Below are 20,401 nucleotides of genomic sequence, written 5' to 3'. Positions count from 1 at the left end.
GATCGCGCGGCATGACCCCCGAGGTCGCCGTGATAATCGGACTGAGTGTGGCCACGCTCGTCCTGCTGCTCGTCGCGTTCTTCGCGACGACGCGTCAGGACAGGGAGGCCGGCGAGTCCGGGCGTTCCGGCGAGACCCCCCTCCCCTCGGTTGAGGCCGAGCGGCCGCCGGCCCGACCGTCCGCGGGCCATGTCGGCATCGACTACCCCGACCCCCGTACGATCAAGGTCGGCGACACGATCGAGTGCCAGGGGGTCCGCAGCAGAGTCCTCGGCGCCCTGTACCTGTCGTGGCAGGGCAGCCAGTGGACCGAATACCTCCTCGACGACGGCACCCGCCGCTACCAGTGGCTGTCGATCCAGATGCGCGCCGGCCTGGCCGCGGGTGATTCGCCGCACCTGGAGGTGCTGCTGTGGACGCCGGTGCCCACGGAGGGCATGATCCCCGCCAAGGCCACGCTGAGCGTCGAGGGGGTCGACTTCTTCCCCGTCGACCGGGGCACCGCGGCCTTCCGCGGGGAGGGCGTCACCTCGATGCCCGAGCGGGGCCTGCTCGACTTCGCCGACTACCGGGCCGCCGACGGCCGCCTGCTCAGCTTCGACCGCCTCCAGGGCAAGCGCTGGAGCGCCTCCCACGCCCAGCCCCTCGCCCCCGGGACGATCAGGATCGAGAAGAAGAAGGGTGGTTAGGGCCTGTTTTGTGGATCTTCGCCGTGGCGACCGCGGTAGGCGAAAAGAGCCACGAAACAGGCCTTAGGACAGCTCGACCTTCTTGACGGAGGATTTCGGGTCGGCCGTCCAGCCGTCGTGACTTCTCGCGGCCGTCCACGACTGGCCGTCGTAGCGGATCCTGGCGAGCCCGAACGTCTTGGCGTGGGCGATCGACCAGGCGGCCACCAGCCAGCCGCGCCTGCGCGAGGGGGCCTCGAAGGTGTCGCCGGGCCCGAGCGCCCTGGCGAGCCCGCGCTCGGCCCCGCGCGCGTCGGGCAGGGGGGTCTTGCCCGTCGGGGCGGGAAACCAGCAGTGCACCGCCTTGGGGACGCGCCCGGTGAACGCCGCGGCGAGGATCTTCCCGTCGTCCTCGTGCTGGGCGTACGCCGTCCCGTCGGCCGAGCGCTGCACCTCCTGGGCCGCCTCGTGGAGCGGCAGCTTCCGGTAGCCCTTCACCTTCACCAGCGCGGCGAAGAACTTCCCCGAGGCGTAGACGGGGTCGACGAGTTGCCGGGGCTCGCCCCACCCCTGGGAGGGGCGCTGCTGGAACACGCCGACCGAGTCGCGGTCGCCACCCACCAGGTTCTCCAGCTTGGACTCCTGGATGGCGGTGGCGTAGGCGATCACCACGGCCCGCTCGGGCAGCTTCCTGCGGGCCGCCACCGCCGCGATGACCGCCGCCACCTTCGCCTGTTCGATGTCCAGGTCCAGCGAGCCCGCCGGTGTCGTGATCTTGCACCCCTCGCCGAGGTCGACCAGCGGTGTCACCCGCCTGAGCAGGCTGAAGAGACCCACGGTGATGGCCACCGCGAGCACGGTCACGATCGCGATGATCGCGATGACCCCTTTTGAGAAGCGCCCTGGCACGGTCAAGAACCTACAGGTCCCCAGCGATTGCGCGGGTTGGTGGAACGCCGTGAACGTAGGCTCCGGACCATGATCCAGAGCGATGCCAGCCCGCTGCCCGCGGCCGTCGACGAGCTGTGGTGGCGCAGGGCCGAGCTGAGTCCCGCCGACACCGGGGCGCGCGCCGTCGTCGTGAGCGCGGTGGACATGCTCGACAGCGGCAAGGCCCGGGTGGCCGAGGTCTCCCGTACCGGCGAGGTGGTCGTGGACGAGCGCGCCCGGCGGGCCGTCCTGCTCGCGTTCCGGGTGCTCGGCGCGGCCAGGTCCCAGGTGGGCGACTTCCACCACCACGACCGCGTCCCGCTGAAGACCTCCGTCGAGGGGGTACGCGTCGTGCCGGGGGCGATCGCCCGCTGGGGCTCCCACCTGGCGCCGGGCGTCGTGCTGATGCCCTCGTTCGTCGACATCGGCGCCCACGTGGACGAGGGCAGCACGGTGGGCACGTGGGCCTCGATCGGCTCGTGCGCCCAGATCGGCAGGAACGTCCACCTGTCCGGGGGAGTGGGCGTCGGGGAGACCGGCGGCCGGGACGGCGCGGAGGACTTTCGCGCCGCCGGGGAGCCGTCAGGGGTGGTGCCCGCGATCGTCGAGGACGGCGCGCTGATCGGCGGCCGGGCCGTGATCGCCGACGGGGCCCGGGTGGGCCGGGGCGCCGTGATCGGTGCCGGGACGATCCTGTCGGCCTCGACCCCGGTCCTCGACGCGCGGACGGGCGAGGAACTGGAGCGCGGGCGCGTCCCCGGCTGGTGCGTGGCGACCGGGGGCACCCGCGAGCGCGAGTTTCCCGGCGGCGCCTTCGGCCTGGGCTGTGTCCTGGTGGTCGAGCGCCTGGAGGAGGGCCACCGGCCCGGCAGGGCTGAAATCAACCGGATCCTGCACGGATAGCCGTCAGTGGGTACAGATAACGACGTCAGGGGCCGGACTCGGCCGGACCCCGTGCGGGCACTAGGGTCGCGGGCATGAGTACGCGTCTGGACCTCACGCAGGATGTCGGGGAGCTCACCGCCGGGATCGTGGACGTCGAGTCGGTCAGCGGCGACGAGAAGGCCCTGGCCGACGCCGTGGAGGAGGCACTGCGTCCGCTCCGGCACCTGACCGTCGAGCGCGACGGCGAGGCGATCGTGGCCCGCACCCACCTGGGCCGAGGCGAGCGGGTGGTGATCGCCGGGCACCTCGACACCGTCCCCGTCGTCGGCAACCTGCCCAGCCGGGTCGAGGGTGACCGGCTGTACGGCTGCGGCACCTCGGACATGAAGGCCGGTGTCGCGGTCGCCCTGAAACTGGCGGCCGCCCTTCCCGAGCCCACCAGGGACGTGACGTACGTCTTCTACGACTGCGAGGAGATCGAGTCCGAGCGGAACGGGCTGCTCCGGCTCAGCCGCAGGCGTCCCGACTGGCTCGCGGGCGACTTCGCCGTGCTCATGGAGCCCACCGACGGGGTGATCGAGGGCGGCTGCCAGGGCACGCTCAGGGCCCGGATCGTCACCCGGGGCAAGCGGGCGCACAGCGCCAGGTCCTGGTTCGGGGTGAACGCCATCCACGCCGCCGAGCCGGTGCTCGCGATCCTGAACGCCTACCAGGCGAGGCTTCCCGTCGTGGACGGGCTGGAGTACCACGAGGGCCTGAACGCGGTGGGCATCGGCGGCGGCGTCGCGGGCAACGTGATCCCGGACGAGTGCGCGGTGACGGTGAACTACCGCTTCGCCCCCGACCTGTCGCTGGACGACGCGCGCGCCCACGTGAGCGAGGTGTTCGAGGGGTACGAGATCCACTTCACCGACGCCGCCGCCGCCGCGCGGCCCGGCCTGAACCACCCGACGGCGCGGGCCTTCGTCGACGCCGTCGGCGGCACACCGCGGGCCAAGCTCGGCTGGACCGACGTCTCGCTCTTCTCCGGCCTGGGCGTGCCCGCGGTCAACTACGGTCCCGGCGATCCGAATCTGGCGCACCAGAAGGACGAGTTCGTCTCGTTGAAGAAGATCGCCGACTGCGAGCGCGGAATGCTCGGCTGGCTGTCCTGAAAGGGGCCGGGGCGCCTGTTCGCGGCGGACGCGGGCCTCGACGCGCGAGAGCGGGGAGGGGCCATGAGGGGTGGGGCACAAATGAAAGTGGCTTTCCTCGCCGGCCATTTGGCGGGGAAAGCCACTTTCAGTCCCGAGCAGCACCCTCGGCAGTTAGACGCGCACTGTTCAAAATCCGGTTCCATGTTTTCGTGGAGATTTTTCAAGATTTTTCCGGGACGGCGCTACGGTGACCCGCATGAAGAAAACACGTCCGGAACGTCGCCAGGGAGCCGCCGTGGTTCGCGGCGATCTCGTCTCCGACTCCACCCATGACCAGCGGCTTCTTGATCGAAGGGGCCCGGCCGACTGGCTGCACATGGATCCGTGGCGGGTGCTGCGCATCCAGGCCGAGTTCGTGGAGGGCTTCGGCCAGCTCGCCGAACTCCCCCAGGCGGTGACCGTCTTCGGGTCCGCGCGCACCCCCGTGGACAGCCCCGAGTACGAGATGGGGATCCAGCTGGGCCGGAAGCTGTCCGAGGCGGGCTACGCCGTGATCACCGGTGGCGGCCCCGGCTGCATGGAGGCCGCCAACAAGGGGGCCGTGGAGGCGGACGGCATCTCGGTGGGACTGGGCATCGAGCTGCCCTTCGAGCAGAGCATGAACGAGTACGTCGACCTCGGCATCGAGTTCCGCTACTTCTTCGTCCGCAAGACCATGTTCGTGAAGTACTCCTGCGGATTCGTCACGCTGCCCGGCGGTTTCGGCACCATGGACGAGCTCTTCGAGGCGCTCACCCTGGTCCAGACCCAGAAGGTCACCTCTTTCCCCGTGGTGCTGATGGGGACGGAGTTCTGGGGCGGCCTGATCGACTGGATCAAGAACACCCTCGTGGGAACGGGCAAGATCTCTCCGGCGGATGTGGATCTCATTCACGTCACCGACGACGTGGACGAGGCGGTCCGGATCATCACGGAGGCCGACAGCAAGAGAGGCGGCCGACTGGAAGAGGAGCGGAAGGCGGCGATGACCACGGTCGGCGATGCCGAATAAGGTCAGTGCGTGTTCATTTGTGTATTCCTCGCATCGAGTCAGAAGATCGACAAGAAGTATCCGGAACTGGCGGAGCAGGTCGGCACCGAGCTCGCCAGGCGCGGGCACACCCTGGTGAGTGGCGGAGCCAGGGTCTCCTGCATGGGAGCCGTGGCCCGCGCGGCCCGCGCGGGCGGCGCCCGCACCATCGGAGTGATCCCCCAGTCGCTGGTGGACATCGAGCTCGCGGACGAGGGAGCCGACGAGCTGGTGGTCACCACCGACATGCGCGAGCGCAAGGGCGTGATGGACGCCCGCTCCGACGCCTTCCTGGTGCTGCCCGGCGGCATCGGGACGCTGGAGGAGCTGTTCGAGATCTGGACGTCCCGCACGCTGGGCCTGCACGACAAGCCGCTGGTGGTCCTCGACCCCTGGGGGATCTACGCGCCGCTGCGGGAACTGGTCGAGGGCATGGACGAGGCGGGCTTCACCCGCCCGAACGTCTTCGACGCCATCTCCTGGACCACCACGGTCGACGAGGCGTTCCGGCTGCTGGAGAAGTCGACCACGCACCTGGAGCCGAGCGCGGAGGAGCTAGGCGAGGCCACGGCGGGTTAGCGCGGGCGGGCGCCGCCCGGCGAGGGAGTCCGTCATCTCGACCGCGAGCCGCACCTGCTCGACGCGGTCCGTACGGAAGACGCGGGCACCGGCCCAGGCGCAGATCGAGGCCGCGGTGAGCTCCGCGGCCTCGGCGTCCCGCTCCTTCGCGGCGGCTTCGGTGTCACCGGCGGGTGGGACGGGTGAGATGACGGCGGCGAGCCGGGCGGGGGTGACGACCACGGTGTGCCCGGCACGGACGAGCTCCTCGACCTCCCCGACCGAACGGGCCTCGACCCAGCCGGGTTCGGCCGGGTCACCGGGACGGAGCACGACGAAGGCCGTCACCGGACGTCCAGGGTGGCCAGGGCGGACACTTGGCCCTTCGGAGCTGGAACCCCCGGAGCCCTCCGGACGGGAGGGAGACGTCTCCCTGCGCGTGGAGGCGGCCCGGTAAGGGCGGGATGTTCCGCGATGACCAGGTGGGACATGTTTCTCCGAACGCGGCGGGGTGCGCGGTGTCCGCGCGGGGAGGTTTCGAGGCTACCCGGCCGGTGAACCGCGATCCGACGGACCCGGCCGGAAGGCCGGACGCCGACATCCCCGGCCCTCCACGCCGGGGAGGACATCATGATCCGATCCTAGGTCAGCACAGATGTGGCACGATTCGTATGTGCTGGTCGTATTAGCTCTCGCTGCCGTAGCCGTTATCGCCGGTGTCACGGTGGTCGCCATGGGCCGGGGAGGTGAGCTGAGTGAGTTCGCCCCCGACGTGCCCCCGCTGAACCTGCCGCAGGCGGGTCAGCTCGGCGCGGTCGACTTCATGGCCCTTCAGCTCCCGGTGAGCCTCGTCGGATACAACACGCAGAGCGTGGACGAGACGCTGAACCGGGTCGCCGGTGCCCTGAGCGAGCGCGACACCAGGATCGCCGTGCTGGAGCAGCGGGTGTCGGAGCTGCTCGCCGGCAGGCTCCAGGCCCGCCACGAGCTCAACCCCGGCTCCCAACCCCCCGCGCGCCGGCCCGAGGCGCCGTACGAGCTCTCCGGCGGGGACGGGTTCGGGGCGTCCGAGGAGCTGTCCAGCGGGTCGCCGGTCGTTTCACGCACCGAGCGCGAGACGCCGCCCGGGTCCTCCGACTCCTCCGGCGGGGATGGGGTCGAGGCGTCCGAGGAGCTGTCCGGCGAGTGGCGGGCCAAGCCCGCCACCCCCTCCACCTCCGCCGAGCCTGCCAAGCCTTCTGAGCCCGCGGAGCTCTCTGAACCCGCCGACCCCTCCGTCTCCGCCGGGTCTTCCGAGGCTGCCAAGCCCTTCGCCCCTGCTGAGCCCACCGCGCCTGCCGAGCCCGCCAAGTCCTTCGAGCCGGAGGAGCTTCCCCGGGTCGCCGAGGCGTCCGAAAAGTCCGGTGTGTCGCGGTTCGCCAGGCCGTCCGAGCCGTCCCAGGTGCCGGACTCGTCCTCCCAGCCCTCCTCATCCGGGGTTTCGGAGTCGAAGGAGTCGAAGGAGTCGTCTCCCGGTTCCGTCGGCCTCCGTACGGGGGAGCGGCAGGAGACCGAGGACCCCCGGTGACCGAGACCCCGCGAGCCGTGGCCCCCGCGGAGCCCACAGGGTCCGCAGAATCCGCAGAGTCCGTGGAGCTCGTGCGCTGCGGTTGGGCGACCTCGGCCCCCGACTACGTCGCCTACCACGACGAGGAGTGGGGCCGCCCGGTCACCGGTGACGACCGGGTGTTCGAGCGGATCGCGCTGGAGTCGTTCCAGTCCGGCCTGTCGTGGATCACGATCCTGCGCAAGCGGGAGAACTTCCGGGCCGCCTTCGCGAGGTTCTCCATCCCGGCCGTGGCCGCGTTCGGCGACGAGGACGTCGCCCGCCTGCTCGGTGACGCGGGCATCGTCCGCAACCGGGCCAAGATCGAGGCGACGATCGCCAACGCGCGGGCCGCGCTCGGCGTCGGCCTGTCCGACCTCGTCTGGAAGCACGCCGACCCCGACGCGCCCGTCCCGAAGACCCTGGCGGACGTGCCCGCCCAGACCGCCGGTTCCAAGGCCCTGGCCAAGGAGCTCAAGGCGCACGGCTTCCGTTTCATCGGCCCGACCACCGCCTACGCGCTGATGCAGGCCATCGGCCTGGTCAACGATCACCTGGCCGACTGCTGGACACGCCGGGCCTGACGTCCCTCCCCTCCGCGAGCGGCCTCCGCTACGCCTCGCCGAGGTGGCGGTCGACGAAGGCGGCGGCGGCCGGGAGCAGCCGTCCGGCCTCGTGCTCGAAGTAGATCCTGGCCTTCTCTCCCGGCCAGCCCCGAGGCAGGAGCTCCGCGGGGAGCCCGGGATCGCGGAACAGGAAGTTGCGCCAGCCGTGCAGCAGCCTGCTCCGGGTGGCGAACACCTGGTCGCCGCTCGCGGTGTCGGGCAGCGCGCCGACCAGGTCCATCGCCTGGGCCATCCACTCCTCGTAGGCGGCTCCGATGCCGTTCAGATCCCAGGTCCTGGCGACCAGCGCGGCGGGGTCACCGTCGAGCACCGCGTCGAACCGGTCGGCGGCGAAGCCCTCGCCGTCGAGGATCGCGTCCAGTTCGGGGGAGGGCCTCGGCCCGATCCAGGTCGTCTCCGACAGGGGCGCGTACCCGATGAAGGCCAGGTCGGAGCGCAGGCGCTCCCGCCTGGAGCGCTCGCGCACGGGTTCCACCACGAGGATGTGCCACCGGCCGTTCCATGTGATCGTCCCGACTCGGTAAATTCTCAGTGCGGCTTCGTCGAGGCGGTGCACGCACTTGGGGGTGACCTCGTAGCCGGGGCCCGTGGGCAGCCGGGCGGGCGCGAGCCAGCCCTGCCGCACCATCCGCGAGACGGCGGTGCGCACGGCGGGGGCCGCGATGTCCAGCGGGGCGAGGAGCCGGACGAGGGCGGCCACGGACGCGCGACCGCCTCGGGACCTGAGGTGGTCCCCGTACAGATCGAAGAGAGCGGCGCGGGCGTTCACGAGGACAAGTTTGGTCGTCTGAGGGGTCTCGGACAACGGTCTTGATCGCCGGATGAGCCGACGCTGAGACTGATCGTTCCCATTCTCCGTGCGGAGGCGGGATAATAGGACATCACAGAAGACGTGAATGCGTCGGCCACCCTCGGGTCAGTCGGAGATCCGGAGCCCGAAGCAGGAAGGGATACACGCATGGCGGCTATGAAGCCGAGGACCGGTGATGGTCCGCTGGAGGTCGTCAAGGAAGGCAGGGGGATCGTCATGCGGGTTCCCCTGGAGGGTGGCGGCCGCCTTGTCGTCGAGCTCTCGGCGGACGAGGCAAGCGCCCTCGGTGAGGAACTGAAGAAAATCGTCGGTTGATCCCGATCCACACCGGAAGTGGTGGAGCCGGGCCCTATTTGAGCTTGCTCGGGGAGCATGACACCTGCGACGGCCCGCGAGACCGACGATGAACACGGCCCTGGCCGTCGGACCGCCTCACGGCGGCTCGCGCCAGGGCCGCGGTGTTCTCCCCGGTGTCCTTCTCCACGCCGGGTCTGATGACTGGAGTTACCCCTATGCCCATCTCCCCCCATCTGCTCCTGCCTCGCGTTCCCTACGCGCGGGGGCTGTCCGGCGCGCCCCCCGGGGGCGCGGAGCCCGCCACCGGGGAGGACGCCGGGACCGCGCTCCCCGGTGACGCCGAGTTGCTCGCCGTCCCCTTCGCGGACGACCTCGCCCCCGAGATCGAGCTGCCGGTGCCCGCGGCGGCCCTGCTCGCCCACCACAAGGCCAAGGGCGAGGCGGGCGAGATCGTCGAGGTCCCCGTCGCGAACGGCGACGCCGTCGGCCGGGTGCTCCTCTACGGGGTCGGCGACGGCTCGGCGCCCGCCCTGCGCAGGGCGGGCGCGGCGGTGGCGCGGCGCGGCAAGGGCAGGGACGCCATCAGGATCGTGCTCCCGGACGGGCCGGTGGCCGCGTTCGTGGAGGGCGCCCTCCTGGCCACGTACACCTTCAGGGTCGGCGAGGCGAAGTCCTCCCCGGTGACGCTCGAATTCGTCGGCGACGGGGTCGAGGCGGAGGTCGCCGGGGCCGAGGTGATCGCCGGGGCCGTGGCGCTCGCCAGGGACCTGGCCAACACCCCCTCCTCGGTGAAGTTCCCCGCCTGGCTCGCCGAACGCGCCGCCGAGCGTGCCGCCGAGTGGGGCGTCGCGGTGCGGGTGTGGGACGAGCGGGAGCTGCGCTCCGGCGGCTTCGGCGGCATCCTCGCCGTCGGCCAGGGGTCGGTGAACCCGCCCCGGCTGATCCAGCTCTCCTACGAGCCCGAGGACGCGACCGGCCACGTGGTCCTGGTCGGCAAGGGCATCACGTACGACACCGGCGGCCTGTCGCTCAAGCCGACGAGCAACATGGTGTTCATGAAGACCGACATGGCCGGCGGAGCCGTCGTCATCGCGGTCCTGGGCGCGCTGGCCGCGCTCGGCGCGCGGGTGCGGGTCACCGGCCTCGTCGCCGCCGCCGAGAACTCCTTCTCCGGCACGGCCCAGCGCCCCTCCGACGTGATCACGCAGTACGGCGGCCGGACGGTGGAGGTGCTCAACACCGATGCCGAGGGCCGTCTGGTCCTGGCCGACGCGCTGGCCTACGCCGACGCGGAGCTCGACCCGGACGTCATGGTCGACGTCGCCACGCTGACCGGGGCGATCGGCATCGCCCTGGGCAAGGAGCTCGGCGCGGTCTTCGCCTCCGACGACGAGCTGGCCGGCGCGCTGATCGGGGCGGGGGCGGCCAGCGGGGAGCGGCTCTGGCGGATGCCGCTGATCGACGACTACGTCCCGGCGCTCGAATCGTCGGTGGCCGACCTGACCAACGTCGAGGCCGGATCGACCTACGGCGCGGGCTCCGTCACCGCGGCGCTGTTCCTGCGCGAGTTCACCGGCGGACGGCCGTGGGCGCACCTGGACATCGCGGGCGTCGGCCGCAGCGGCGCCGACGAGGGCCTCCTCAGCAAGGGAGCCACCGGATACGGCGTGCGCCTGCTGCTCGAATGGCTGTCGGGGCTCGACGACGGTGACCGGAGGACGGTGACCGGAGAGGGGTGACCGGCGCCAGGCTCGCGAGCCTGGCGCCGGCCCGGTGCGCGGGCGCCGCCCGGCGCCTCTACCTGCTCGCCTCGGAGAGGCTGACGATGGCCTCCGCGGCCCGGAAGTGCTTGTTGCGGCCGAGGTCGCCGATGGTCTTGATGCCGAACGCCTTGGCCAGGTCCTGGGCGTCGCTCTCGCTGACCCCGGAGAGCGCGCTGACCGGCGCGTTGGGAAGCGAGTGAAGGTCGGCTCCCTCGTAGTCCTTGTCGAGCAGTTTGTCCAGCTTGGCGGCAACCGTCATGGCGCACCCCTGTATATCGATGATCATGGAAAAGGCCCGCGTTGTGTCGCTATGGCCTTACCGGCATCGTTTCCGGCCCGTAGGGGATTGACCCGCGTCTTTCAGGATCCTGGTGATCGCTTTTCGGACCCGTGTGAACGGCATTGCCCAATCCTGGGGCGTGTCGCGGGCGGTGTCGGCGGGCCCTGTCGGCGAGCGTCGTCAGCGGGCCCTGTCAGCGGGCACTGTTCAGCGAGCGTCGTCAGCGGGCGCCGTCAGTCGGCGAGCTTGACGGCCGCCAGGATGCCGTCCCCCAGGGGCATCATCAGCGGGCGGAGCCGCTCGTCGGAGCGGACCAGCTTGCCCAGCTCCCTGATGGCGACCGTGTCGGGGTCGCGCTGCACGGGGTCGGCCACCCTGTTGCCCCAGAGGGCGTTGTCGAAGACGACGATGCCGCCGACCCGCAGCAGCCGGATGGACTCGGCCAGGTAGTCGGCGTACTCGTGCATGGCGCCGTCGCAGAAGACCAGGTCGTAGCCGCCGTCGGAGAGACGGGGGAGCACGTCGAGGGCGCGGCCGGTGATCAGGCGGATCCGGCCGCCGGAGAATCCGGCCTGGGCGAAGCTCTGCCTGGCCAGCCGCTGGTGCTCGGGTTCGACGTCGACGCTGGTGAGCGTGCCGTCCTGGCGCATGCCGCGGAGCAGCCACAGCCCCGACACGCCGCAGCCGGTGCCGATCTCCACGACGGCGCGGGCGTTGATGGCGGTGGCGAGGAAGCAGAGAGCGGCGCCGCCGCCGGGCAGGATCGGGGGCGCCCCCACCTCCGCGCCGCGCATGCGCGCGGCTCGCAGGATGTCGTCCTCCCGGTGGAACTCGTCGGCATAGGCCAGAGTGGCCTCCAACGGACTTGTCGGCGTCTCTGCCATCGGCCTCTCCTCCCGCTTTCTCCGTACACAGTCATATAGGCGCTGGGTCGCAGCCTAAGGGAGGCAGGCCCGATCGGGAACTCATGTCACCCCCGGTGCGTTGCACGGTTTAAGCGGCCTTTGCCGGTCCTGAAGGTAGTCAGTGCGCACGAAGGGACGAAACCAGGCACTATGGCGATAGCGGTGGTCCCGGAGAGAGGAGTGCTGGTGGAGGAGTCCGACCACCAGGCCGAAGCTCCCGTGTCCGATTGGACACCTCCCACCTGGGAGGAGGTGGTCCGGACGCACTCGGCGCGCGTCTACCGGCTGGCCTATCGGCTGACCGGGAACGTGCACGATGCGGAGGATCTCACACAGGAGGTCTTCGTCCGGGTCTTCAGGTCGTTGTCGAACTACACGCCAGGCACCTTTGAGGGCTGGCTGCACCGCATCACCACCAACCTGTTCCTCGACATGGCGCGGCGCAAGCAGCGCATCAGGTTCGAGGGGCTCGCCGACGACGCCGCCGAGCGGCTGCGCGGGCGCGAGCCTTCTCCCGCGCAGGTGTACGACGACACCCATCTGGAGCCCGACATCCAGGCGGCACTCGACGCGCTCGCGCCCGAGTTCCGCGCGGCCGTCGTTCTGTGTGACATCGAGGGGCTGTCCTACGAGGAGATCGCGGCGACGCTGGGCGTGAAGCTCGGCACCGTCCGCAGCCGGATCCATCGTGGGCGGGCGCAGCTGCGTGAGGCGCTGGAGCATCGCGCGCCGCGGAACGACCAACTCCCCCCGAGCGTTACTCACGGGGAGGAATTCGCATGAGAAACCACAGTCATGACGAATGTCACGACGAGCCACTTGGCAAGGAGTGCGCATGAGTCACCTTGGAGAACGCGTTTCCGCGCTGGTCGACGGTGAGCTGAATCACCACGAGCGCGACCGCGCCCTGTCGCACCTCACCTTCTGCGCCGCATGCAGGGCCGAGGTCGACGCCATGCGGGCGCTGAAGAGCCGGTTGCGGTCCCTCGACGGTCCGGCGATGTCGACCGACCTCACGATGTCCCTGCTCCGGATGGCGGAGCCCGGCGGCCCGTTGCCGCCGCGTGAGCGCCCCTTTCCGGCCTCACGCACCTTCGGTGGAGCGCCCATTCCGAGCATGCACAGCATCGCTCCCCCCGACAACCGGCCCCGGGGCCGTGCCGGAGGGCCTCGCCGCGCGCGGAGGGCGGGATACGTCGCGGTGGGCGTCGCCTCGGCGGCCGTGGCGATCGGGACCCTGTTCGTGGTAGGCGGGGCCGACCCCAATCCGCGTGTCGTGCCGCCGGTCGACATGTTCGCCAACCAGCACAGGAACACCGCGCCCTATGGCGGGTCGGCGACGCCGACCCTCTCCCCCTCTCCGTGATCAAGCTGCCCGTCACGGTCGTCCTGGCCGCCGTCATGCTGCTGGGGCTGGTGGCGAGCGGCACGGCACACGCCGTCCGGTCCCCGCACGCCGTGCCGCCGGACGACATCGAGAGCGAGGACAGCGGTCTGCACCTGCTCCGCGAGGCGGCGATCGCCGGCCGGTCCCGCAAATACTCCGGCACCCAGTACGTCACCTCCTGGGGCGCCTCCGGCGCCGCCTCCGCGGTACTGGAGGTGCGCAACATCCCGGGAAAGGGGCTGACGGTGCGCGCCGCGCCCTCGGGGCCCTCCGAGGGGCCCCCGGGGTCCTCGGGCTCCGTACGGAACGCCGCCACCTCGGGGTCGGTACGGAACGCCGACCCCGGCACCCCCGCCGGGGGCATGTCCAGCCCGTCCGAGGCGATGCTCGAGGTGCTGGCCCGCAACTACCGGGTGGTGGCCGCGGGCGGGGGCTTCGCCTGCGGGCGACCGGCCCGCCTCGTGAACGTCCTGCGGGCCGACGGCACGGTCGCCGCCCGCTACTGGCTCGACGAGGCCGGGGGGCCGGTGCTGCGCCGCGAGCTCATGGACGCCGAGGGCCGGGTCGTCAGCGCCGGGGCCTTCGTCGACCTGACCCTCGATCCGGTGGCGAGGAGCGCGGCGCCCGCGCTGGCCGCCGGTGGTCCCGACCTGGCCGAACTGCCCCGCCTGGCGGCCGGTGGCTGGCGTTTCCCCCGGGCACTGCCGGGGCGCCTGGAGCTGTTCGCCGCGCACGACACCCCTCCTGGATACTTGTATCTGGGGTACTCAGATGGATTGTCAGTCGTGTCGGTTTTTATCCAGTCTGGGATGCTTGATGAGGAACGTCTCCAAGGTTGGCATGCGGAACGGCGTAAGGGGCATACGATCTGGGTTCGAGACCCAGCTGGGCAGGAGACGATCTGGGCGAGTGGGGGTCATGTCTACACCGTCTTTGCCGACGCGCCGGCCGACATGGTCGACGCCGCCGTCGCGGCGTTGCCGCACGAGCCCGTTCCCGATCTCTGGACGCGGCTTGGCCGCGGCGCGAGCCGCCTGCTCTCCTGGGTCAATCCCTTCGGATAACGCGTGCTTTACACATCTCGTATGCCGCTCGGGGGAAGATTGCCGGGTTGACTCGGTGAGCGGCCGCCTGCGAGGCAAGGAGTAGTGAGTATTCGATGACCGACGATGCCCGTACTTCCCACGAGGCGAACGATGCTGAGGGGCGTACGCCGTCGGACTTCGCCGACGGCGGCCACGGCACCCCCGAGGCCCGCCGCGCCGACTCCTCCGGCCCTGAGTTCTCCCGCCCGGAGTTCCTGCCCGCCGGGGAGGCCACGCCCTTCCAGGCCGAGCAGCCCCGCGACGACGGCTGGAGCCAGCTGGGCGCCCAGCCCGACCGTGACCGGTGGGCCCGGCCGCAGGAGCAGCCCGAGCTGATCCGCCACGACGACAGGGACACGCCGCCCGGCGAGGGCGTCCAGGGCCCCGGCCCCGCGGGGGAGACCTGGGGCGACCCCTCGGGCAGGCCCAGGTACGACACGGCGGTCTTCGCCTCCCAGCCCGCCCCGCCCCCGCCGCCCGCCCAGGCGTTCGGCATGGGCCCCGGCTGGGCGCCCCCGCCCCCGGGCCAGGGGAGTCCGGGAGGCCCCGGAGGCTTCGGCGGTCCGCCGCTCGCCCCCGTCCGGCGCGGGCCGCGCACCGCCACACTGGTGATCCTCGCCGTGGTGGTCGCGCTGCTCGCCTCCACGCTGGGCAGTGTCGGCACCTATCTCCTCACCAAGCCCGCGGGACCGGGGCGCGACCCCTCCTTCAGCCTGGGCGGGGCGCCGACGGGTTCCAACGTCCGGCCCCCCGACTCGGTCGCGGGGGTGGCCTCGAAGGTCCTGCCCAGCGTGGTGTCGCTGGCCGTCGAGGGCGGGGCGAGTGCCAGCACCGGCTCCGGCTTCCTGATCAAGGGCGGCTACGTGGTGACCAACAACCACGTGGTGGCGAGTGCCGACCCGAGCGGCCAGATCCAGATCCAGTTCAACAACCGCAAGTCCACCTCGGCCGTCGTCGTGGGCCGTGACCCCGAGTCCGACCTGGCCGTGGTCAAGCCCGCGGAGACCTTCGGCGCCCCCGAGATCGTCCTCGGCAACTCCGACAACGTGGTCGTGGGCGACCCGGTGATCGCCATCGGATCCCCGCTGGGGTTGACCGGCACCGTGACCTCCGGCATCGTGAGCTCGCTCAACCGCCCCGTCCAGGCGGGCGAGGAGAACAGCTCCGACACCACCTGGCTCAGCGCCGTGCAGACCGACGCGGCCATCAACCCCGGCAACTCGGGGGGGCCGCTGGTCAACGTCAACGGCGAGGTCATCGGCGTCAACTCGGCGATCGCCACGCTCGGCAGGTCGGTCGGCGGCCAGAGCGGCAGCATCGGTCTCGGCTTCGCCATCCCGGTGAACCACGCCCGCCGGGTCGCCCAGGAGCTGATCACCACGGGCAAGGCCAAGAAGTCGCGTATCGGCGTCGCCATCGACCCGACCTATCAGGGCGTCGGGGTGCGCATCGCCACCGAGTCCAGGCAGGGCTCCCAGCCGGTCGAGCCGAACGGCCCCGCCGCCCAGGCGGGCCTCAAGCCCGGAGACGTCATCCTGGAGGTCGAGGGCGTCGTGCTCCAGGACGGCAACGAGCTGATCGCCATGATCCGCAACAGGGCTCCCGGTGAGAAGCTCGCGATCAAATACCAGCGCGGCGGCCAGGAGAAGACCGCGACGGTGACCGTCGGCACCGCGCCCGACCAGCCTTCGCCCGCACCCTCCTGAGGGGCGGGGGGGGCGCGTGCTCACGAGTCGGGGCGTTAGTGTGGAACCTCTCCGGTGTATGGCCGGAGAGGTGATTCTGGCATCCTCCCGGTAGGAGATCACCGTGTTCGGACTCGGCTGGCCTGAGATCGTGGCTCTGGTGGTGATCGCCCTTCTCGTCTTCGGCCCGGAGAAGCTGCCCCAGGCCGCCTCGCAGGCGGGCAAGACACTGCGCAACCTGCGCCGGATGGCCAACAGCGCGAGAGACGACCTGCGGACGGGGCTCGGGCCCGAGTTCGCCGACTTCGACCCGGCCGACCTCAACCCGAAGAACTTCGTCCGCAAGCACCTCACCGCCGACCTCGAGGACGACTGGAACAGCACCGCCACCGCCACCGCCGAACCGGCCTCCTACGCGATGAGCGGCGCCGACGAGCTGGGCTACGGCGAGATCCCCCCGTACGACTCCGACGCGACCTAGCCGATCTGGCCGACCTGGCCGACCCGGTCATCTGACGTCCCGGGCGTTCTCGCCTCACACGGCCGACGACGGCGGCGCCCCTGGTAAAGGGGCGCCGCCGTCGTGGTGTCGCGGGAGAGGCCGTTCCGGGCCTCGCGGGACCGGTCTTCCGGCCCCCTGAGGCTCTCAGCCGCGCCGGGTGGGCGAGATGCCGAGCTGGAGGCCCTTGAGGCTGGTCGACTTCTTGCTGAGGGACGCGGCGATGCGGCTCAACTCGGCCGCGGCCGGGGCGTCGGGGTCGGTGAGCACGAGCGGCTTGCCCTCGTCGCCGCCCTCGCGCAGGCGCGTGTCGATGGGCACCTGGCCCAGGAGCGGCACGCGGGAGCCCAGGGTGCGGGTCAGCGCGTCGGCCACGGTCTGGCCGCCGCCCTCGCCGAAGACCGAGATCCGCTCGTCGCAGTGCGGGCAGGGCAGCCACGACATGTTCTCGATGACACCGGCGATCTGCTGGTGGGTCTGGACGGCGATCGATCCCGCGCGCTCGGCGACCTCGGCGGCGGCCTGCTGCGGGGTGGTCACCACCAGGAGCTCCGCCGACGGCATCCGCTGCGCCACGGAGATCGCGATGTCGCCGGTGCCCGGGGGCAGGTCCATCAGCAGCACGTCCAGGTCGCCCCAGTAGACGTCGGCGAGGAACTGGTGCAGGGCACGGTCGAGCATCGGGCCGCGCCACACGACCGGGGTGTTGCCCTCCGGCTTGAACATGCCGACCGAGATGACCTTGATGTCATGCGCCACCGGCGGCATGATCATGTCCTCGACCTTGGTGGGGCGCTCGGAGACACCGAGCATGCGGGGAACGCTGTGGCCGTAGATGTCGGCGTCGACGACGCCGACCTTCAGGCCGCTCGCGGCCATCGCGGCGGCCAGGTTGACGGTGACGGACGACTTGCCGACGCCGCCCTTGCCGGAGGCGACCGCGAAGACGCGGGTCAGCGAGCCGGGCTGGGCGAAGGGGATCTCCTTCTCGGGCCCCTTGTTGCCGCGCAGCTTGGTCTGCAGCGTCTTGCGCTGCTCGGTGCTCATGACGTCCATCTCGATGGAGACGCCGGTCACCCCGTCGATCTTGGAAACGGCGCCGGTGACGTCCCGGGTGATGGTGTCCTTCATGGGACAGCCGGACACCGTCAGGTAGATCGCGACACGTACGGCCCCCTCGGGGGAGATGTCGACGCTCTTGACCATGTCGAGCTCGGTGATCGGCCGACGGATCTCAGGGTCGTTGACGGTCGCGAGGGCGGCCATCACCAGTTCCGTGGTAGGTGCCATCGAAGTGTCGGCAATCACGTCACCCTGGGGGCGACGAGGATGCCGTCCCTCCTTGTCTGTTATCGATGAGGCGTCTCACGGGCAGGATCTACCCGTTGTCGCGCCGATGTGGCTTGGCAGGAGGCCGATCCCGTCAGGGAACGGTCGGCGTCGTGAGCCCAATGGTATGAACCCGGGGACGTCGGAAGGAATTCCGAAACCGGTGACGGTCGCTGGATTCGGACAATTCGCTGTGTAGGTGCGCGTGCAACGTTCTAAGGTTACTCCGTGACCCTCACGGCGGGCGAGTCAAGAGAGAGCATCGGCTCGGAGGAGCTGGTGGTCTGGCGCATGCTCCAGCGGGCCCAGGTCCGCATCACCCGGGTCCTGGAGGCCGACCTGCTGGTCGAGCACGACCTGGCCCTGGCTTCGTACGAGGTCCTGCTGCAGCTGTCCGAGGCGCCCGAGCGGCGGCTGCGGATGAACGACCTGGCCGACCGGGTGCTGCTGTCGCGCAGCGGGCTGACCCGGCTCATCGACCGTCTCCAGCGCGACGGCCTGGTCGAGCGCGAGGCCTGCGCCAGCGACGCGCGCGGCCTGTTCGCGGTCCTGACGGACGGGGGCGCCGCGCGGCTGGCCGAGGCCAGCCCCACCTACCTGCGCGGGGTCCGCGCCCAGTTCCCGGACATGCTCGACGCCGACGAGCTGCGGCGGTGCGCGGCCATGCTGAACAGGCTCTTCCCGGACCCGCAGGTTCCCACGGATCCGTACTGAGCCGCGCGGGTCTTCCACGCACGCCTGGGCCGCACTGCCCCGTACAGCCGCCATGGCCCGCCTCGCCCCTCTTGACCTTTCTCCGGACAAGGCCGTCGAGCGATATGTCACATACCAGCCCCAGAGTGATTTCGAACATATAAAGGATCTTGCCGGTTATACGGACATTCATTGAGATTGCGGATATTCCCCCCTAATGCGGAGGCTCGATGCCAAAGTTACGAGCAGCCCTCATCGCCCTCACGATGGTCGCGGTGGGCGTCACCCCGGCTCACGCGGCCACCCAACCCTCCCTCACCGTCGAGCGGGGGCGGACCCAGCCGGTCTTCTCGTACGCCGACGCCGTCCGCGAGCACGTCTACGTCGAATCCAGTGTCGACAGCGACTCCGACGGGAAGCCGGACCGGGTCCGTGTCGACATCATCAGGCCGAAGGAGTCCGGTCCCGGGCTCAAGGTGCCGGTGATCATCGACGAGAGCCCGTACTACGACAACTCCGGCCGGGGCAACGAGGCCGAGCGGAAGGTCTACGACGCCGCCGGGAACGTCACGAAATTCCCCCTGTACTACGACAACTTCTTCGTACCGCGCGGTTACGCCGTCCTCAACGTCGACATGATCGGGACCACCCGGTCCGACGGCTGCCCCGACGTCGGCGGGCAGGCCGACGTGCTGGGCGGCAAGGCCGTCATCGACTGGCTGAACGGCCGCGCCACCGCCTACCGCCCCGACGGCACGCCCGCGGTCGCGGACTGGACCACCGGCAAGGCCGCGATGATCGGCAAGTCGTACGACGGCACGCTGGCCAACGCCGTGGCGGCGACCGGCGTGCGGGGACTGGAGACGATCGTCCCGATCTCCGCGATCAGCTCCTGGTACAAGTACCAGCGCTCCAACGGGGTGGTCTACAACTACGACTACATGTCGTGGCTGGGGGACTACGTCGACAGCGAGCCCACGGCCAAGTGCGCGGCCACGTGGGCGCGCCTGGACGCCCAGGACGGCGACGACACCGGGAACTACAACGACTTCTGGGCCGAGCGCGACTACATCGCGGGCTCGCTGGCCGACGTCTCCAAGGTGCGCGCCAGCGTCTTCGCCGTGCACACGGTCAACGACCTCAACGTCATGCCCGACAACTTCTCCACCTGGTGGAAGGCCCTGGCCGACAGGAACGTACCCCGCAAGATCTGGGTCGGGCAGTACCAGCACGTGGACCCCTTCGACTTCGAGGGACGCCGTGACCTCTGGGTCGACACGCTGCACCGCTGGTTCGACTACTGGCTGCTCGGCGTGCAGAACGGCATCATGCGCGAGCCCCGCGCCGACGTGCAGAGCAGCCTCGACCGCTGGACCACCCAGCGTGACTGGCCCGCTCCGCTCGCCCTGAAGATCCCCTTCCGTCCCGCGGCCGACGGCTCGTTCGGTCTCGTACCGGCGAAGAAGGGGCAGACCGCCACGTTCACCGACATCCGCCAGTCCGAGGAGGCCATGGTGGCCGACGTCGGCACGGCCAAGCCGGGGAGGGTGGCCTTCACCACCGGCGAGCTGCCGCTGGACCTGCGCCTGTCCGGCACGCCCGTGGTGGACCTGCGCGTCGCGCTCGACAAGCCCACCTCGAACCTGACCGCGCTCCTCGTCGACTTCGGCGAGGACACCCGGATCGACTGGCGGCGGGGCCAGGGCATCACCACGCTCACCGAGGAGAGCTGCCACGGCGAGAGCACGGCCTCCGACGACGCCTGCTACAAGCAGGTCGTCACCAACCGGGCCACCCGCCCGCTGGAGATCGTCGCCCGGGGCTGGATCGACGTGCAGAACCGCGACTCGCTCAGGACGCCCTCGCCGCTTCCCGCGGGCACGTACGGCAGGGTGAGCTGGGAGACGCTGCCGCATGACTACGTCTTCAAGAAGGGGCACAGGCTGGCCCTCGTGATCGCGGGCACCGACTCGACCTACAGCGACGAGAGGGCCACCGGCGCGAACGTCACCGTCGACCTGGCCGGGAGCAAGGTGCTCCTCCCGCTGGCGCTCAGCACCCTGCGGAGCACCGACGTGCCGAAGGACACGAGCAGGTGGAGTGGTCCGCGTCAGCTGGACCTGCCGGAGCCGGAGAACACGTTCTTCTGATCTTCGGGAGCCTCTGAATCCTTCCAGGGACCGCGGGGTGTGAGCGGGGCGCGACGCCCG

The 20,401-nt window shown here is 70.8% G+C and carries 22 protein-coding genes; 16 read left to right on the top strand and 6 right to left on the bottom strand.

The window, feature by feature from the left end; genetic code table 11:
• Positions 1 to 11 precede the first annotated feature (11 nt).
• Positions 12 to 689, top strand: a complete 678-nt coding sequence (locus tag ABD817_RS28560; RefSeq protein ID WP_344921288.1) for a DUF4178 domain-containing protein — start codon at positions 12 to 14, stop codon at positions 687 to 689.
• A 63-nt stretch (positions 690 to 752) separates the two neighbouring features.
• On the opposite strand, the gene ABD817_RS28555 is transcribed toward ABD817_RS28560, so the two are convergent.
• Positions 753 to 1,577: a hypothetical protein gene (locus ABD817_RS28555; RefSeq protein ID WP_344921287.1), complete on the bottom strand. Its 825-nt coding sequence runs from the start codon at positions 1,575 to 1,577 to the stop codon at positions 753 to 755.
• A 69-nt stretch (positions 1,578 to 1,646) separates the two neighbouring features.
• Between ABD817_RS28555 and ABD817_RS28550 the strand changes: the two genes are divergently transcribed.
• The 4 genes from ABD817_RS28550 to ABD817_RS28535 all read left to right on the top strand — a co-directional run bounded on the left by ABD817_RS28550 (position 1,647) and on the right by ABD817_RS28535 (position 5,267).
• Positions 1,647 to 2,501 carry a 2,3,4,5-tetrahydropyridine-2,6-dicarboxylate N-succinyltransferase gene (locus ABD817_RS28550; protein WP_344921286.1) on the top strand — a complete coding sequence of 285 codons (855 nt, stop codon included), beginning with the start codon at positions 1,647 to 1,649 and terminating at the stop codon, positions 2,499 to 2,501.
• Between the two features lie 74 nt (positions 2,502 to 2,575).
• Positions 2,576 to 3,637: a succinyl-diaminopimelate desuccinylase gene (gene dapE / locus ABD817_RS28545; RefSeq protein WP_344921285.1), complete on the top strand. Its 1,062-nt coding sequence runs from the start codon at positions 2,576 to 2,578 to the stop codon at positions 3,635 to 3,637.
• 238 nt (positions 3,638 to 3,875) lie between these two features.
• Positions 3,876 to 4,670: an LOG family protein gene (locus tag ABD817_RS28540; protein WP_344921284.1), complete on the top strand. Its 795-nt coding sequence runs from the start codon at positions 3,876 to 3,878 to the stop codon at positions 4,668 to 4,670.
• Positions 4,671 to 4,679: 9 nt separating this feature from the next.
• Positions 4,680 to 5,267, top strand: coding sequence for an LOG family protein (locus tag ABD817_RS28535; RefSeq protein WP_344921283.1), 588 nt, complete (start codon positions 4,680 to 4,682; stop codon positions 5,265 to 5,267).
• On the opposite strand, the gene ABD817_RS28530 is transcribed toward ABD817_RS28535, so the two are convergent.
• Positions 5,244 to 5,594 carry a hypothetical protein gene (locus ABD817_RS28530; protein WP_344921282.1) on the bottom strand — a complete coding sequence of 117 codons (351 nt, stop codon included), beginning with the start codon at positions 5,592 to 5,594 and terminating at the stop codon, positions 5,244 to 5,246. The genes ABD817_RS28535 and ABD817_RS28530 overlap by 24 nt on opposite strands.
• A 385-nt stretch (positions 5,595 to 5,979) precedes the next feature.
• On the opposite strand from ABD817_RS28530, the gene ABD817_RS28525 reads away from it, so the two are divergent.
• Positions 5,980 to 6,813 (top strand): hypothetical protein, encoded by an 834-nt coding sequence (locus ABD817_RS28525; RefSeq protein WP_344921281.1) that lies wholly within the window; start codon positions 5,980 to 5,982, stop codon positions 6,811 to 6,813.
• 17 nt (positions 6,814 to 6,830) lie between these two features.
• Positions 6,831 to 7,415: a DNA-3-methyladenine glycosylase I gene (locus ABD817_RS28520; protein WP_425583421.1), complete on the top strand. Its 585-nt coding sequence runs from the start codon at positions 6,831 to 6,833 to the stop codon at positions 7,413 to 7,415.
• 28 nt (positions 7,416 to 7,443) lie between these two features.
• Here the strand turns inward: ABD817_RS28520 and ABD817_RS28515 are convergent, their stop codons facing one another.
• On the bottom strand, positions 7,444 to 8,226 hold the full coding sequence (locus ABD817_RS28515) for a PaaX family transcriptional regulator (RefSeq protein WP_344921280.1): 783 nt from the start codon (positions 8,224 to 8,226) through the stop codon (positions 7,444 to 7,446).
• Between the two features lie 189 nt (positions 8,227 to 8,415).
• Here ABD817_RS28515 and ABD817_RS28510 point away from each other — a divergent pair, with 189 nt between their 5' ends.
• Together ABD817_RS28510 and ABD817_RS28505 are read left to right on the top strand one after the other, a co-directional pair.
• Complete coding sequence (locus ABD817_RS28510; RefSeq protein ID WP_084195322.1) at positions 8,416 to 8,583, top strand: DUF3117 domain-containing protein; 168 nt, start codon at positions 8,416 to 8,418, stop codon at positions 8,581 to 8,583.
• Positions 8,584 to 8,780: 197 nt separating this feature from the next.
• On the top strand, positions 8,781 to 10,304 hold the full coding sequence (locus ABD817_RS28505; RefSeq protein ID WP_344921279.1) for a leucyl aminopeptidase: 1,524 nt from the start codon (positions 8,781 to 8,783) through the stop codon (positions 10,302 to 10,304).
• Positions 10,305 to 10,362: 58 nt separating this feature from the next.
• On the opposite strand, the gene ABD817_RS28500 is transcribed toward ABD817_RS28505, so the two are convergent.
• Both ABD817_RS28500 and ABD817_RS28495 read right to left on the bottom strand, forming a co-directional pair.
• The gene (locus ABD817_RS28500; protein WP_344921278.1) at positions 10,363 to 10,587 is read right to left on the bottom strand and encodes a hypothetical protein; all 225 of its coding nucleotides are present in this window, start codon (positions 10,585 to 10,587) and stop codon (positions 10,363 to 10,365) included.
• 254 nt (positions 10,588 to 10,841) lie between these two features.
• Positions 10,842 to 11,492 (bottom strand): O-methyltransferase, encoded by a 651-nt coding sequence (locus ABD817_RS28495; RefSeq protein WP_344921277.1) that lies wholly within the window; start codon positions 11,490 to 11,492, stop codon positions 10,842 to 10,844.
• Between the two features lie 171 nt (positions 11,493 to 11,663).
• Between ABD817_RS28495 and sigE the strand changes: the two genes are divergently transcribed.
• The 5 genes from sigE (at position 11,664) to ABD817_RS28470 (ending at position 16,151) form a co-directional block, all read left to right on the top strand.
• Positions 11,664 to 12,296 (top strand): RNA polymerase sigma factor SigE, encoded by a 633-nt coding sequence (gene sigE / locus ABD817_RS28490; protein WP_344921276.1) that lies wholly within the window; start codon positions 11,664 to 11,666, stop codon positions 12,294 to 12,296.
• 52 nt (positions 12,297 to 12,348) lie between these two features.
• Positions 12,349 to 12,879 carry an anti-sigma factor family protein gene (locus ABD817_RS28485; protein ID WP_344921275.1) on the top strand — a complete coding sequence of 177 codons (531 nt, stop codon included), beginning with the start codon at positions 12,349 to 12,351 and terminating at the stop codon, positions 12,877 to 12,879.
• The gene (locus ABD817_RS28480; RefSeq protein ID WP_344921274.1) at positions 12,876 to 13,964 is read left to right on the top strand and encodes a sigma-E factor regulatory protein RseB domain-containing protein; all 1,089 of its coding nucleotides are present in this window, start codon (positions 12,876 to 12,878) and stop codon (positions 13,962 to 13,964) included. The genes ABD817_RS28485 and ABD817_RS28480 overlap by 4 nt, the downstream gene beginning before the upstream one ends.
• A 95-nt stretch (positions 13,965 to 14,059) precedes the next feature.
• Positions 14,060 to 15,691, top strand: coding sequence for a S1C family serine protease (locus tag ABD817_RS28475; protein ID WP_344921273.1), 1,632 nt, complete (start codon positions 14,060 to 14,062; stop codon positions 15,689 to 15,691).
• 103 nt (positions 15,692 to 15,794) lie between these two features.
• Entirely contained in the window at positions 15,795 to 16,151 is a 357-nt protein-coding gene (locus ABD817_RS28470; RefSeq protein WP_344921272.1) for a sec-independent translocase, read from the top strand.
• A 165-nt stretch (positions 16,152 to 16,316) separates the two neighbouring features.
• Here the strand turns inward: ABD817_RS28470 and ABD817_RS28465 are convergent, their stop codons facing one another.
• Positions 16,317 to 17,459 carry an Mrp/NBP35 family ATP-binding protein gene (locus tag ABD817_RS28465; RefSeq protein WP_344921271.1) on the bottom strand — a complete coding sequence of 381 codons (1,143 nt, stop codon included), beginning with the start codon at positions 17,457 to 17,459 and terminating at the stop codon, positions 16,317 to 16,319.
• Positions 17,460 to 17,726: 267 nt separating this feature from the next.
• Between ABD817_RS28465 and ABD817_RS28460 the strand changes: the two genes are divergently transcribed.
• Positions 17,727 to 18,212, top strand: a complete 486-nt coding sequence (locus ABD817_RS28460; RefSeq protein WP_344921270.1) for a MarR family winged helix-turn-helix transcriptional regulator — start codon at positions 17,727 to 17,729, stop codon at positions 18,210 to 18,212.
• Between the two features lie 209 nt (positions 18,213 to 18,421).
• Positions 18,422 to 20,341, top strand: coding sequence for a Xaa-Pro dipeptidyl-peptidase (locus ABD817_RS28455; protein WP_344921268.1), 1,920 nt, complete (start codon positions 18,422 to 18,424; stop codon positions 20,339 to 20,341).
• Positions 20,342 to 20,401 lie beyond the last annotated feature (60 nt).

Origin of the sequence: Streptosporangium oxazolinicum, from assembly GCF_039537505.1 — a bacterium.
GTDB classification, from domain to species: Bacteria; Actinomycetota; Actinomycetes; order Streptosporangiales; family Streptosporangiaceae; genus Streptosporangium; species Streptosporangium oxazolinicum.
This window is presented reverse-complemented; position numbering and strand designations above follow the sequence as displayed.

Coding starts and splice junctions, on each gene's coding strand:
- ABD817_RS28560 (WP_344921288.1), top strand. CDS start 12: ATGACCCCCGAGGTCGCCGTGATAATCGGACTGAGTGTGGCCACGCTC.
- ABD817_RS28550 (WP_344921286.1), top strand. CDS start 1,647: ATGATCCAGAGCGATGCCAGCCCGCTGCCCGCGGCCGTCGACGAGCTG.
- dapE (WP_344921285.1), top strand. CDS start 2,576: ATGAGTACGCGTCTGGACCTCACGCAGGATGTCGGGGAGCTCACCGCC.
- ABD817_RS28540 (WP_344921284.1), top strand. CDS start 3,876: ATGAAGAAAACACGTCCGGAACGTCGCCAGGGAGCCGCCGTGGTTCGC.
- ABD817_RS28525 (WP_344921281.1), top strand. CDS start 5,980: ATGGGCCGGGGAGGTGAGCTGAGTGAGTTCGCCCCCGACGTGCCCCCG.
- ABD817_RS28510 (WP_084195322.1), top strand. CDS start 8,416: ATGGCGGCTATGAAGCCGAGGACCGGTGATGGTCCGCTGGAGGTCGTC.
- ABD817_RS28505 (WP_344921279.1), top strand. CDS start 8,781: ATGCCCATCTCCCCCCATCTGCTCCTGCCTCGCGTTCCCTACGCGCGG.
- ABD817_RS28500 (WP_344921278.1), bottom strand. CDS start 10,587: ATGACGGTTGCCGCCAAGCTGGACAAACTGCTCGACAAGGACTACGAG.
- ABD817_RS28495 (WP_344921277.1), bottom strand. CDS start 11,492: ATGGCAGAGACGCCGACAAGTCCGTTGGAGGCCACTCTGGCCTATGCC.
- sigE (WP_344921276.1), top strand. CDS start 11,664: ATGGCGATAGCGGTGGTCCCGGAGAGAGGAGTGCTGGTGGAGGAGTCC.
- ABD817_RS28485 (WP_344921275.1), top strand. CDS start 12,349: ATGAGTCACCTTGGAGAACGCGTTTCCGCGCTGGTCGACGGTGAGCTG.
- ABD817_RS28475 (WP_344921273.1), top strand. CDS start 14,060: ATGACCGACGATGCCCGTACTTCCCACGAGGCGAACGATGCTGAGGGG.
- ABD817_RS28465 (WP_344921271.1), bottom strand. CDS start 17,459: ATGGCACCTACCACGGAACTGGTGATGGCCGCCCTCGCGACCGTCAAC.
- ABD817_RS28455 (WP_344921268.1), top strand. CDS start 18,422: ATGCCAAAGTTACGAGCAGCCCTCATCGCCCTCACGATGGTCGCGGTG.